The sequence below is a fragment of the Jeotgalicoccus aerolatus genome, from assembly GCF_014635205.1.
Lineage (GTDB): Bacteria > Bacillota > Bacilli > Staphylococcales > Salinicoccaceae > Jeotgalicoccus > Jeotgalicoccus aerolatus.
On the sequence record NZ_BMCN01000003.1, the window covers coordinates 145642 to 158472 of the forward strand.

15 protein-coding genes are annotated in these 12831 nt (G+C 42.9%); 9 read left to right on the top strand and 6 right to left on the bottom strand.

Going from position 1 to position 12831, the window contains the following annotated elements; translation table 11 throughout:
• Positions 1-58: 58 nt before the first annotated feature.
• From IEU81_RS09200 to IEU81_RS09210, 3 genes are all read left to right on the top strand, one after another.
• Entirely contained in the window at positions 59-331 is a 273-nt protein-coding gene (locus IEU81_RS09200) for a hypothetical protein (protein WP_186089236.1), read from the top strand.
• Positions 332-453: 122 nt separating this feature from the next.
• On the top strand, positions 454-1272 hold the full coding sequence (locus IEU81_RS09205; RefSeq protein WP_092599400.1) for a metallophosphoesterase: 819 nt from the start codon (positions 454-456) through the stop codon (positions 1270-1272).
• Positions 1273-1484: 212 nt separating this feature from the next.
• Positions 1485-2396, top strand: coding sequence for a nuclease-related domain-containing protein (locus tag IEU81_RS09210; protein WP_268884116.1), 912 nt, complete (start codon positions 1485-1487; stop codon positions 2394-2396).
• 319 nt (positions 2397-2715) lie between these two features.
• Here IEU81_RS09210 and IEU81_RS09215 read toward each other — a convergent pair whose 3' ends face one another.
• Entirely contained in the window at positions 2716-3150 is a 435-nt protein-coding gene (locus tag IEU81_RS09215) for an acyl-CoA thioesterase (protein WP_186089232.1), read from the bottom strand.
• A 132-nt stretch (positions 3151-3282) separates the two neighbouring features.
• On the opposite strand from IEU81_RS09215, the gene IEU81_RS09220 reads away from it, so the two are divergent.
• A complete protein-coding gene (locus IEU81_RS09220) occupies positions 3283-4140 on the top strand; it encodes a fumarylacetoacetate hydrolase family protein (protein ID WP_186089230.1) in 858 nt (285 codons plus the stop codon).
• Positions 4137-4856, top strand: coding sequence for an MOSC domain-containing protein (locus IEU81_RS09225; protein WP_308807835.1), 720 nt, complete (start codon positions 4137-4139; stop codon positions 4854-4856). Before IEU81_RS09220 ends, IEU81_RS09225 begins: the two co-directional genes overlap by 4 nt.
• 38 nt (positions 4857-4894) lie before the next feature.
• Here the strand turns inward: IEU81_RS09225 and IEU81_RS09230 are convergent, their stop codons facing one another.
• The 5 genes from IEU81_RS09230 to IEU81_RS09250 all read right to left on the bottom strand — a co-directional run bounded on the left by IEU81_RS09230 (position 4895) and on the right by IEU81_RS09250 (position 9142).
• Positions 4895-5662 (bottom strand): alpha/beta hydrolase, encoded by a 768-nt coding sequence (locus IEU81_RS09230; RefSeq protein ID WP_092599414.1) that lies wholly within the window; start codon positions 5660-5662, stop codon positions 4895-4897.
• Positions 5663-5727: 65 nt separating this feature from the next.
• The gene (locus IEU81_RS09235; RefSeq protein WP_186089227.1) at positions 5728-6417 is read right to left on the bottom strand and encodes an ABC transporter permease; all 690 of its coding nucleotides are present in this window, start codon (positions 6415-6417) and stop codon (positions 5728-5730) included.
• 1 nt (position 6418) lies between these two features.
• Positions 6419-7345 carry an osmoprotectant ABC transporter substrate-binding protein gene (locus IEU81_RS09240; RefSeq protein ID WP_186089225.1) on the bottom strand — a complete coding sequence of 309 codons (927 nt, stop codon included), beginning with the start codon at positions 7343-7345 and terminating at the stop codon, positions 6419-6421.
• A gap of 10 nt (positions 7346-7355) precedes the next feature.
• Complete coding sequence (locus IEU81_RS09245) at positions 7356-7991, bottom strand: ABC transporter permease (RefSeq protein WP_092599423.1); 636 nt, start codon at positions 7989-7991, stop codon at positions 7356-7358.
• Positions 7988-9142, bottom strand: coding sequence for a betaine/proline/choline family ABC transporter ATP-binding protein (locus IEU81_RS09250; protein WP_092599426.1), 1155 nt, complete (start codon positions 9140-9142; stop codon positions 7988-7990). Before IEU81_RS09250 ends, IEU81_RS09245 begins: the two co-directional genes overlap by 4 nt.
• Positions 9143-9407: 265 nt before the next feature.
• Here IEU81_RS09250 and IEU81_RS09255 point away from each other — a divergent pair, with 265 nt between their 5' ends.
• The 4 genes from IEU81_RS09255 (at position 9408) to IEU81_RS09270 (ending at position 12804) form a co-directional block, all read left to right on the top strand.
• Positions 9408-10322 (top strand): AEC family transporter, encoded by a 915-nt coding sequence (locus IEU81_RS09255; RefSeq protein WP_231957220.1) that lies wholly within the window; start codon positions 9408-9410, stop codon positions 10320-10322.
• A gap of 256 nt (positions 10323-10578) precedes the next feature.
• Positions 10579-11112 carry a thioredoxin domain-containing protein gene (locus IEU81_RS09260; protein WP_176760660.1) on the top strand — a complete coding sequence of 178 codons (534 nt, stop codon included), beginning with the start codon at positions 10579-10581 and terminating at the stop codon, positions 11110-11112.
• Between the two features lie 57 nt (positions 11113-11169).
• Positions 11170-11442 (top strand): YciI family protein, encoded by a 273-nt coding sequence (locus IEU81_RS09265; protein WP_186089223.1) that lies wholly within the window; start codon positions 11170-11172, stop codon positions 11440-11442.
• A gap of 18 nt (positions 11443-11460) precedes the next feature.
• On the top strand, positions 11461-12804 hold the full coding sequence (locus tag IEU81_RS09270) for an anthrax toxin lethal factor-related metalloendopeptidase (protein ID WP_186089221.1): 1344 nt from the start codon (positions 11461-11463) through the stop codon (positions 12802-12804).
• The last annotated feature ends 27 nt before the right edge of the window (positions 12805-12831 follow it).

Genomic DNA, 12831 nt, shown 5'->3' on the forward strand with positions numbered 1-12831 from the left:
GTTATTACAGTGAATGCGGGTATATATTTATATACATAAAAAGGAAGTGAGGGATATTATGAAGAAACTGAGTGTAATGACCACGTTACTTGCTGTATTAGCTTTAGCAGCCTGCAGTGATACTGAGGATGAAGATACGAGCCCGGGAGAAACTGGTGTTGATGAATCCGAAACTGAAGAAGAGACACTGGATGATGATAACGATGATACAGACGATGACAACGAAGTAGAAAATGACGACGACAGTGACGGTGACGATTCGGATGACGATGACTCAGACGATACAAATGATGACTCAGACGATGATGATTCAGATGACGATGAAGACTAAAAGATGTGAGAACCGCCGTTTCGGCGGTTTTTTTAATGTCTCTAAGTGAAGCGTAACTTTTTAAAGGGTACATCACTTGTGGTAGCATTGAATCAATTAATGGATTCGGGAGCGAATGGTATATGAAAATAGGTGTAATCTCAGATTTACATATCGATCGTTATAACAGCGAAACGCTGAAACAGAAAGACTTCTCCCTGACACTCGCTAATGAGGTGAGCCGGCAGGCGCTCGATATTCTTTTAATTGCCGGTGATATTTCTAATGACCACATTCGATCTTACCGGTTTATGCAGGCACTCGAACAGATGACGGGTGTAACGATTTATTTTGTGCCGGGCAATCACGATTTCTGGAATTTCAGCGGGGACGCGAAGAGCACACGTGACATATATGAATACTTTAAGGCGACGAAGTATTTTAATGATGAAGCAGCAATTGAACTGAATGATGAGTGGGTGCTCGTCATGAATCCCGCATGGTACGACTACACATATGCCAGTGAGCGTTTTTCAATGGAACGTCTCGCTAAGCGGGAATATTACGGCGGGACTTGGCAGGATAAGGTGAAAATCGACTGGGGAATGACAGATCCTGAAGTGTCATCAAAAATGGCGGCACGTGCCGGCCAGGTTTTAGAATCTGTTAAAGATAAAAAAATCATTCTCATGACCCATGTTGCAACGAATAAAGCATTTCGTGTACCGATGCCGCACCGCTTATTTGATTATTACAATGCCTTTATCGGCACATCGGATTTTGATTCGTTTTATGACACATACGATATCCGCTACAGTGTGATGGGACATATACATTTCCGCCACCAGGTGACTGAAGGGGATACAGATTATGTTTGCGCATGTCTCGGTTATAAACGTGAATGGCCGACCGAAGATATCGTCCATGAAATGCGTCATGCCATGCAAGTGATAGAGATTTGAGAAACCGTCTAATAGGTGGTTTTTTCTATTTTCTGTAATCTTTTTGATGTTATACAAGAAAATAAAATAACTTGTACAAAATAAAAATAAATCGCTGTTTTTCCCTATATATAGTATGAAGACTATTTTTTTAAGGGAGGCAGTCATGATTATATCTAAACGGAAAACAAGCAAAGAATTATTGTTTTACAGAGCATTAAGTTTTCGCGATTATCTTTCAGAACAAGAAGGGAAGAAGTTGTCAGTTTTGGAGGGGGGGATATGAGGGTGAGTGTATTTACGATAAAGTGTTTGAACAGACGTCGGGGCAGACTGTCCTTGTTTTCAGGGACATCTATTTGAAAATTGAAGACAGTGTCGCTCAATACGATTCGCTGATTGTGAGCGATGGTGAAATAACTGTAAATGAAATAAAAAACTTCTCGGGTCTTTATCTATTTGAAAATGACAAATGGTATATACGCGATTTTGAAGTACCGGATGATCCGGTGTCCCAGCTGAAGCAGGCGATGAATAAGCTCAAGAGGCTGAGTTACGGCAGCCCATTAAATTTTAAAGTGGGCGGCAAGCTGGTGTTTCCGCATGTGGAATTCAGTTTGCAGACTTCGGACAGGGCGTTACAGGATATAGTGATTAGGCGTTCGGGGCTGCGGGGTTATTTAAAAGAGTTTCAAAACATGTATGCGGGGCGGCATGCTGAAGCAATTGCGGCAGCTGTTTCTAAACATATTATTGAGAATCCATATTTTGATAAAAAAGCCGATTTTGAGCGTGACAGAAAAGGTGTGTATTGCGGGAAGTGCGGCAGTTTTGAGCTGCGAAAAAGTCATTATTATTTGAATTGTGGCCGCTGCGGATGTCAGGAAACGAAGGAGACGCATATGCTGCGGGCAATGAGTGATTTTAAAGCGTTATTTTTAGAGGATAGAATGACGAAGCAGAAATTTATGAGATTTATAAATTGTGCAGTAAGCGGCCGGACTGCACAGCGCATGTTGAATAAATATTGCGAACGGATCGATCAAGGCAGTCATACGTATTATTTGTTTCGTTATCATGATTTTGATGAGGCGTATGGTCAATATGAAGGAACATATCGATATAAAGATAAGAGAATGATGTGAATATGAGAGTGATTTTGGTCTGGCCGGCCAATCAGAAGAGTTGATTGTCCGAGTAGAGGGTCTGGCCGGCCAATGAGGAGAATTGATTGTCCGAGTAAGGGGTCTGGCCGGCCAATGAGAGAGACTGATTGTCCGAGTAAGGGGTCTGGCCGGCCAATGAGAGAGACTGATTGTCCGAGTAAGGGGTCTGGCCGGCCAATGAGAGATGCTGATTGACCGAGTAAGGGATCTGGCCGGCCAATGAGCAGGAGAATCTACCCAAACAGGACACATTCTCCCGCCAGCAAAAAGAAAACGTCCTGATCTCAGGACGTTTATCTTATTTCTTCACTTTAATTTCTTCATATTTAGCGTACCACTCGGGGAAAGCGCGTTTGAAGACGACGGGCTGGAATTTGCCGTCAACTTTTTTAACGACGATTAGCGTCGTGGTGCCGTGTGTACATACTTCGCCGTCGCCATTTACGATTTCGAAGCCGTAAACGGTACGGACGCCTGTATTTTCTTCGACCCATGTGCGGACGAAGGCGCGGTCACCGTATGTTAATGATTTAGCATAGGTAATATTGACATTATGGACAGGGGCTAAGTAGCCTTCTCGTTCCATTTTTAAATAATCATAGCCGATATCTGTAATCAGCTGCATGCGGCCAAGTTCCAGCCATTTGATGTAGCTGCCGTGGTAAATCACACCCATCATATCGGTATCAGCATATAAAATCTGTATTTCTTTTTCTGCGACATATGCACTCATGATACTTCCTCCTAACAATATCTTAAATCTATTATATCATTCTGCATCCCCGAAGTTTCAAAGGAGTTTATCGTTCTGACTTAAAAGGGTATGATAGAAAGATAAGGTAATCAGAAATGGGGCAAAGTGAACATGAAAGTACTGACTTTTGTAGATCAAGCGAGCGGGGAGTATCACCTCGGTGTATTAACGTCGAAAGGGGTGCTCGATATTTCCGATGATTTTGAAACACTGCAGGAGGTCATGGCGAATAAGGAAAAGGCGGAGGCGCTGATTGAGTTTTATTTAGAAGCGGATTACATCGAACTGTTAAATTTCGATGAACTGACGCTCGGTCCAGTCGTACCAAATCCTGAAAAAATTATTTGTGTAGGCGTGAATTATAAACGCCATGCTGAAGAGATGAAAATTGAGACGCCGGAAATGCCGATATTGTTCTCTAAATTTAATAACACTCTGACAGCGCACAACAGCACGATAAAAATCCCTAAAGATACTTATATGATTGATTATGAAGGAGAACTGGCGATTATTATCGGCAAAGAAGGCCGCAATATCGACCGTGCAAATGCCATGGACTATGTATTTGGTTATGCGAATGCAAATGATGTATCTGAAAGAAGTTCGCAGTTTGCAACCAGCCAGTGGCTTGCAGGCAAGACTTATGACGGCTTTTGCCCAGTGGGTCCTTATATCGCGACGCTCGGTGAAATTGGTGAACCGCATAAACTGAGAATTAAAACGTATGTCAACGGAGAGCTGCGCCAGGATTCGAACACCAACGATATGATTTTTAAAACGAGAGGGCTCGTCAGTCATATTTCAAAATATATGACGCTGAAACCTGGAGATATTATTCTCACAGGGACACCTGAAGGTGTCGCGTCAGGTTATAAAACTGCGGACAAGCCGTGGATTAAAGAAGGCGATACAGTGACAGTGGAAATAGAATCACTCGGCCGCCTGACCAGCCATTTTGTAAAGGAATGATTACGATGGAAGTCTATGGAAAAGTGCACACTCTATATAGAGGCAAAGTGAAAACGGTCGGCAATCCTGATGCCGAGAGAAAGATGGAGCAGCAGTGGAAAACAGGCGCGTTTAAAGAAAAAACGGACAAGCCGGTCTTTTTATCTAAAGAGGGTCTCACTGGCGACGAATGTGCGGATAAGAAAAATCACGGCGGGAAAGAAAAGGCTTTGTTTGCCTACAGCCGTTCTCACTATGATCAATGGCAGCGGGAACGGGGCAATACGGATATCGGGCCCGGGGGCAATGGTGAAAATGTTTCGGTAACGAATATGGATGAGACGACAGTTTGTATCGGCGACATATACACGCTCGGCGAAACGACCTTGCAAGTATCTCAGCCGCGCCGGCCGTGCTGGAAACCGGCACGCCGTCATAACGATATTGATTTAGCGAAGAAAATAGAAAATACAGGACGGACAGGCTGGTATTTCAGAGTTTTAAAAGAAGGAAATATTCAAGCCGGCGATGCATTTAAACTGCTCGAGCGGCCATGTCCTGAGTGGACGATTGCTCAGATGAATGAAGTGCTGTACCACAACCAAGAAAACATCGGCCTGATGGAAAGTTTACGCGACTGTGAATATACACCGCCCAGCTGGGTATCGACACTCGATAAACTGCTTGCTGGTGAACAGGTCGATGACTCAAAACGACTCTACGGGCCAAACATATAATAGCAAAATGAGAACGGCTGAATTCAGCCGTTCTCATTTTATTTCTCCGTCATCCACTTAATTGCTTTTAAGATGCCTTGATCCCAATAAGCATAATCGTGGTCTCCGGGACCCTCTTCATATTTAAATGAAACATCTTTAGATTCAAGAAATGATTTGAACTCCACGTTATCTTCATATATAAAATCTTCGGTGCCGCACATCATATATAACTCAGGCAGGCCTTCAATTCCAGCTTCATCAATTCCATTTTTAACAATCTTTTTAATATCTAGAGAAGTGCCGGCTGTTGTTGTAACGTCACCGATGATACCGTACATTTTAAAATCCGGCCAGTCGTAGTTTAACAGCCGTTCGATGTCAGTCGCACTGGACATAAAGCATGCTTTGCCGAAGAGCTCAGCTTGCTCAAATGCTGTTTTAATAACTCCGAAACCGCCCATGGAATGGCCTGCTAAGAAGTTGTCCCCGCGTTCTTTTGACAAGGGAAATACCTGGTGAGCGTAGCGCCACACTTCCATAATATGATTGGCATAGCTGTGGCCGTACAGCATATTCGCATAAAAACTGTGATCACCGTCCGGTAAAATGACAGCGATATTATGTTCATTTGCGTAGCGTTCAACGTTCGTAAAACGTAAATATGAATTGTTGTCGCTCGATAACCCGTGAAGTATCATTACCGACGGTAAGAGGGGGGGCACAGCATTCATGTCATAATGTTCACTCTGTTCCGGCAGTATTAAATTAAAGTGATGATGCTTGCCCAGTGCTTCTGAGAAAAAGTTAATCCGCATTAAAGCCATATAATAATCTCCTTTTACAAATTAATAAAAAACAGCCCCGCCAAAACGGCAGGACTGAAAACATGCTAATCGTTAACCGTTTGGGCTTTCGGTGTTTTATCGTCGGGGTTATAAGTCGGATCGAGTTTACGTTCCAGGAAGCGAAGCGCAAAGTCGATTATAATCGCGATTAAGGCGATTGGAATCGCACCGGCTAAAATATACACCGTACCGTCAGTTGCATTCGTACCGCGGATAATTAAATCCGACAGCGTCGGCGCACCGATGAATGAACCGATGGCAACAATACCGATCGCAACGACGAGCGCAATGCGCAGCCCGCCGATAATAACTGACAAGGCAAGCGGCAGTTCAATCATGCGCAGTACCTGATTGCGTGTCATGCCCATACTTTTCCCAGCATCAGTAATATTTTTATCGACACCTGTAATGCCGGAGTACGTATTTTTAATAATCGGCAGGAGCGCGTACAGGAATACCGTCAGAATAACCGTATTCGTGCCGAGTCCCATAACGAGCATTAAAATCGACAGCATCGCGAGGGCGGGAATCGTCTGGATAATATTCGCAATTGTAATCACGACACCTGAGAGTTTCGCATAGCGCGCGATAAAAATACCAATTGGAATGCCGACGATTGCGGCAAACAGCACGCCGTAAATACTCATCAGCAGGTGGTCTGTAAACAGGCTAAGCAGATAGGCGAAGTTGTTGACGAAATAATTATATAAATCCGTTAATAAATTACCTGTCACATTACTCACCTTCCTCTTCAAAGTAGTTGTGTTCTTCTAAAAATTCTTCCGCAACGAGCGCAGGCTCAATGCCTTCTTCATCTGAACGGTAGTTTAAATTCTGCATAGTCTCTGTTGAAACTGTACCGACCAGACGAGACAGCGCATCGTCAATTTCCGGATATTCTGCAATGATTTCATGTGTTGCAAACGGTGATGCATCATAAGGCGGGAAGAACTGCAAATCGTCTTCCAGGACGACTAAATCATAGGCCGGAATACGGCCGTCAGTCGTGTAGCCGAGTGCCAGGTCCAGACTGCCTGTGTTTAATGCTTCATATACAAGACTGATCTGCATCGCACGGATGTTGTCGAACTCGAACCCGTAAGCTTCCTGGAATGCAGGATAGCCATCGCCGGGACGGTTGAACCATGAAGTATCCACACCGACTGCGAATTCATCCGTGTATGCCGCTAAATCTGATGTCGTTTCAAGATCGTACTCTTCGGCAGTTTCACTGGTTACCATAAAGGCATACGTGTTATCGAAACCGTAAGAATCGTAAAATTTCATATCAAATTCTTCATCAAACGCTTTCTGGGTCTGCTCAAGTGCAATATCAGGGTCGCTTTCCGGGTCTTTATCCAATACACCAGTAAGCTCTGTACCGGTATAACGTACTCCGGATACCTGAGCATCTCCTGAAAGCAGTGCGTTGTGCTGAATCGTTGATGAACCGAGGTTGTTTATCATTGTCGGCTCAATTTCTCCATCGCTGTAATGTTCAATCATTAAGCGCGACATATGAGAAACAATCTGTGATTCTGTTGTCGTCATTGATGTGATTGCAATACCGTCGCTGGAACTGCTGCTGAGGCCGGGCAGGCTGCACCCGGATAAGACAGTCAGAGATACCAGTAAGGCTAATAATTTTTTCATTTGTCTCATGATACTCCTCCTATCGGGATACTTTTAAGCCTTTTGGCGTAGCCCATTTTTCTGTCAGCGATAAAATAAAATCTGCAATGAGTGCAAGCAGTGTAACCATAACAGCAGCGCTGATAATCAGTTCAGGCTGGTAAGAATTCAGTCCATTGAAGACAAAGTCCCCAAGACCGCCGGCCCCGATGTAGCTGGCAAGTGTTGCCCATGAAATGACATAGACCGATGATAATCTGATACCGCTTAAAATTAACGGTATGGCAATCGGCAGTTCGACATTCCATATTAGCTGCATACGTGTCATGCCCATACTTTTGGCTGCTTCTTTGACATTTGGATCAATATTTTTAACACCGATAATCGTATTATTTAAAATTGGCAGCAGGATATATGCGCTGAGCGCGATAATCGCCGGTACGCGTCCGACTCCAAAGAGCGGAATCATCAGCGCGAGCACTGCGAGTGTCGGTACAGTCTGCAGCACGCCTGCTGTTGTTAATACATAGTTGCTTACTTTTTTAGTGTTGGCAATTGCCATACCTAAAGGCACGGCAATCAGAATACCGATAATTAATGAAATAATAGACAGGTAAAAGTGTTCCCAGGTTTTAACGAGCAGTTCTGAGCCGTTTACACTTAAAAATTCCATCATACTTCATCAGCTCCTGACGTAACCGGAAGAGACGTCTCCTCGCCCCAGATTGTGTCGTACACGATATCTACTAAGTTAGAACGTGTGATTAAACCGATTAACGTATTATTATCATCGACTACAGGAATATTTCTGACGTTGCGTTTTAATATCGTGCGGACAGAATCCTGCAGTTTTGAATCGATGCCGATTTTGTAAATATCGCGGCCCATTAAATCAACGATGTCCATACCTTTACGGTAGCCTTCGTTAATATCTTCAATATCGATAAAGCCAAGCAGCTTTTTATGACTGTCGGTAATGAGTATCGTATCGATTCGTTTTTCGCGCATCAGGGCAATACAATCGTTAATAGACTTGTCGATAGTAATGCTGACCGGTGTAATCATTGCATCTGCGACAGTACGCATATTCGGTCTGTCCTGGATCAGGCGGCCTTGACCGATGAAATCGCGGACGAAGTCATTTGCCGGATTGCGCAGAATTTCGTCCGGTGTATCAAACTGAATAATTTCTCCGTGGCTCATAATACAAATTCTGTCCGCGAGTTTTATCGCTTCATCCATATCGTGGGTAACGAAAATAAAAGTTTTGCCGAGTTTCTGCTGGAGTTCTTTGACCAGGTCCTGTAATGTATCGCGCGTAATTGGGTCGAGCGCTCCGAAAGGCTCGTCCATAAGTATAATGTCCTGTTCGGCTGCGAGTGCTCTGACAACACCGATACGCTGCTGCTGTCCGCCTGAAAGTTCAGAAGGATAGCGGTCTAAAAATTCTTCCGGCAGATCGACGAGCTTAATTAATTCTTTTGCTTTTTTATCTTTATCTTCGTCGGACCATTTTAAAAGTCGCGGGACTAAAGTGATATTCTCTTTAATCGTCATATGCGGCAACAGACCAATCTGCTGAATCACATAACCGATTTTTCGGCGGAGTTCAACCGGGTTTTTCTTCGTGATATCTTCACCGTTTATCGTAATTGTGCCTGAAGTCGGTTCAATCATACGGTTAATCATACGGAGCGCAGTTGTCTTACCGCTGCCGCTCGTGCCGATAAATGCGATAAATTCACCTTCCTCGATATCGAGGGAAATGTCGTTAACGGCTTTTTTATTGCCGCCGTAAATCTTAGTTAAATTCTTTATACTTAACATAGTCGTCTCCTTTACTTTATAAAGTTGAGCAAATTTATACTTTATAACTATAACATAATAGGGAATCTGTTTCATTTTGCTCTTGGGATTTCACACATAAGAAATGTGGTTTTACGCATATTCTGTAATGCATTGTGAAAATTTAAACTGAAATTTTATTATATTAATTATAAAAAAATATAAAATTATTTCTATTATAATTTCAACTGATTTTGACAGTGATGATAGAATAAAATAAAACATAGTATATAGAAGGGGAATGCCAATGCTGTCATTATTAATGATTGTCGTGCCTGTATTCCTGGTTTTTGTGATTGGCTTTACCGCACAAAAACTTTTGAAAATGGACATTAAATCTGTGTCATCCGTCTCGCTTTACATATTATTTCCCGCACTGGCCTTTACGACATTTTATACGAATCCGCTGGACGGGGAATTTCTATATGCACTGCTGTTCTCGTTAATTTTAATGCTGATTTTAACTGTAATCACTATAGTGATCGCGAGATTTCTAAAATACGGCAGAGCGGAAATCGGTGCGATGCTGCTTGGCGTGCTGTTTCCAAACAGCGGAAACTACGGTGCACCGGTCGTCCTGTTTGCGATAAATGCCGCGGCATTTGATTATGCAATTATGCTGACAGTTATTCATACATTTATTATCAGCACGGTCGGAATCTTTATAGCATCATACGGCAACGGTGCAGCGATTACTGTACGTGAAGGTCTGAGAAGCGTTATGCGCGTACCGGTAATATATGCGGTCGTTATTGCGATTGTATTGCAGCTGATGAACTTCGAAATTCCGACGGCATTTATGGAGATTATTGAAATGCTCGGTGCTGCATCGATTCCAATTGTCATGCTGATTTTAGGTATGCAGCTGGCTGATATGAAGTTTGGCCACAGCAGAGTGACTGAAGTTACCGGTCTTGTGACAATGCGCATGGTTGTATCGCCGGTAATTGCAACGGGACTGACTGTATTCATGCCGATTGACGATACGTTTAAACTGGTCTTTATCATACTGAACGCCATGCCGGTCGCAGCGAATGCAACGATGATTGCTGCTGCTTATAATACAAAACCGGATACTGTTTCTCTTGGTGCATTGCTTACGACACTATTAAGTCTGATTGCGCTGCCGATCTGGCTCTGGGTGCTTGGGATTGGGGTGTAGGGCAGTGTTTAATATTTAATTATTATACAGCTAAAAAATATATTTATCAAAACTTTCAGAATATTCATTGACGAGAATAATGAAAGAATGGTAATTTAGGGGCTAATCCAAATTTGCTTAGCTGTTTTAAAATATATAACCCCTTAGCAGGCGTCTTCCACCCGGGAAGGTGCCTGTCCTCTTTTTAGGAGATTGCGAAGGATGAGTTATGGGTATGATTAATATTATAAGTGATATAAAAATAGGGGGAGTTTTTGTGAAAAATAGATACAGTGCCGATATAGAATATTTAACAGTCGGATTAGAACATGCAGCGATTGAGGTGGAGGCTTTTGTTAATCTTGGCTGCCCCTATAGTGCGAAGTTCTTTGAAATAGCATCCGAAGTAATTAAACCTTACACGGATGATGGACACGTTAAATTCGTTGTGAAACATGTCGACCGGACAAAAGGCCAGCTCTTACGCGGAACAGTGGCCAATCATTTTGTTGATCATGACGATCCTGCAGAAGGGATCACTGTTATGAAAACATTATTCGAAAGACAAAATGAATGGGTAAACAGTTTCAGAGAAACACTGGACATGTGTGAGCACACACTCGGACTGCCTGAAAATAATGCGGCTGACGACCGCGGTGCTGAAGTGCTTGAAGACTTTAATGCACGCGGATTAAAAATTGTTCCGACAGTCTTTATCAACGGGGAACATTTGAGTGAATATCAGCCTGCAAAACAGAGTAAAGATGAAATCGTTAAAGTGATTACTGAACGGATAGAATTGCTGAAATAGGTTAAGGTTTTAAGTCTGAAATCTTTTAGTGTATATTACTGTTAAGGAGATGGACAGTTGAAATATTTCGCAGTGTTTTTAATGATGAAAGATGAAGAATTGTCACGAGTACACAGACCGGAGCATTTGGAATTTTTATCCTGTCAGAGAGAAGCGGGAACTGTTCTGATGAACGGCCGTTTTACAGATGGTGCCGGCGGTCTGATTATATATCGTGCAGAAGATGAAGCATCAGCAGTCTCGCTCGTTAATCAGGATCCCTATATTTCGCTTGGTGCCAGAGATTTTGAAATCCATGAATGGGATATGGAATCGGATTACGAGTTTTAAAAGTTCGGAGTGATAGTGATGAGGGTAGCTAGGAGAGTTACGTTATTTACACTGGTAATATTATTGTTTTGGGTACCAAATGCTAATGCACAGGAAGCAATAAACCCGTATTTGCAAAATATGGTTGATGTACGTGCATCATCGGATGAAAGCTGGCAGGAAGCACAGAAGATGATTGCAAGAATGAACAATGTTGAGAACAGTATTTTGTATCAGACTAATAATAATGGGGCTCTATTTATACTTGCGGATACACCGATTACTGAACAGCCGGAATTTGCACACTTAAAAGGCGTTGTACCAAGAGGACATACAAACTCCTGGGATGAAATACCCGGTGCCGGCGGCCACGTATCGATGGCGCGTATCGGTTATAGTGATTATGGCAGAGGGCATTCTACTATAAATCTTGAACTCCATGAATATGGGCACGTTGTCGATGCATTTACTGTCGGTGTTCAAGTCAGTGAAACAGAGCAGTTTAAAGCCATTCATGCCGAAGAAGTCGATAAGCTGTTTGGAGATAGTTCACAGCGTGATTACTACGACATGGTCGGAGAGTATTTTGGCGAAACTTTTGCTATGTATTACTATACGGAGGAATCCCGGGCGGAACTGATGCAAAAAGCACCAAAGACCTATGAATTCTTTAAAGATTTTGATCACCGGATACTATCGACAGGCGACGTGACCGGTAATACTGCAGTCATGTTTTGGGATGCCCATGAAGATGCGGCAGAATACGAAGTATTCCGTAACGGAGAATCTGTCGGTACAACTCAGGGCACCTCATTTAGAATTGAGGGTCTGACAACTGATACGACTTATGATTTTCATGTTGAAGCAAAAGATGCGAGCGGCAATACACTGTATACATCGTACACACGCACAGCATTAACAGGCAGTGTGCCGGATGCAGATACATCCGCACTTGAAGCAACGATTGCGGAAGTGGAAGCAGCATATACTGAAAGAGAAATGGGAGAATCATTAACCCGTGCTCTGGCAAATGCGAAAAGTTACATTAACAGTGATGAAAACCCTGGCCAGGCAGAAGTTGACAGTCTGGACAGCAACTTGAACGAGGCTTGGGAAGCAGACGAAGCAGCGCACCAGAAAGCAGAAGAACAGCGTCTTCGTGAAGAGCAGGAAGCCCGTGAAGCAGCAGAACGTAAAGCCGAAGAAGAAAGAATCGCTGCAGAGAAACAAGCAGCAGAAGAAGCAAAAGCTCGTGAACAAGCTGAAAGAGAAGCGGCGAGACAGGAACTTCAGAATACAATAATGAAAATTGCGGCCGGATTGGCAGTTATTATTATCATTATTGGCGTCATCATAATTTATAGAAGAAAAAATAAAAAATAGAATATGTAATATAAAAAACGTACGTCA

Excerpts from the sequence above, each read along its gene's own strand:
- IEU81_RS09200 (WP_186089236.1), top strand. The coding sequence starts at position 59 with ATGAAGAAACTGAGTGTAATGACCACGTTACTTGCTGTATTAGCTTTA.
- IEU81_RS09220 (WP_186089230.1), top strand. The coding sequence starts at position 3,283 with ATGAAAGTACTGACTTTTGTAGATCAAGCGAGCGGGGAGTATCACCTC.
- IEU81_RS09245 (WP_092599423.1), bottom strand. The coding sequence starts at position 7,991 with ATGATGGAATTTTTAAGTGTAAACGGCTCAGAACTGCTCGTTAAAACC.
- IEU81_RS09230 (WP_092599414.1), bottom strand. The coding sequence starts at position 5,662 with ATGGCTTTAATGCGGATTAACTTTTTCTCAGAAGCACTGGGCAAGCAT.
- IEU81_RS09255 (WP_231957220.1), top strand. The coding sequence starts at position 9,408 with ATGCTGTCATTATTAATGATTGTCGTGCCTGTATTCCTGGTTTTTGTG.
- IEU81_RS09205 (WP_092599400.1), top strand. The coding sequence starts at position 454 with ATGAAAATAGGTGTAATCTCAGATTTACATATCGATCGTTATAACAGC.
- IEU81_RS09215 (WP_186089232.1), bottom strand. The coding sequence starts at position 3,150 with ATGAGTGCATATGTCGCAGAAAAAGAAATACAGATTTTATATGCTGAT.
- IEU81_RS09270 (WP_186089221.1), top strand. The coding sequence starts at position 11,461 with ATGAGGGTAGCTAGGAGAGTTACGTTATTTACACTGGTAATATTATTG.
- IEU81_RS09250 (WP_092599426.1), bottom strand. The coding sequence starts at position 9,142 with ATGTTAAGTATAAAGAATTTAACTAAGATTTACGGCGGCAATAAAAAA.
- IEU81_RS09240 (WP_186089225.1), bottom strand. The coding sequence starts at position 7,345 with ATGAGACAAATGAAAAAATTATTAGCCTTACTGGTATCTCTGACTGTC.
- IEU81_RS09225 (WP_308807835.1), top strand. The coding sequence starts at position 4,137 with ATGATTACGATGGAAGTCTATGGAAAAGTGCACACTCTATATAGAGGC.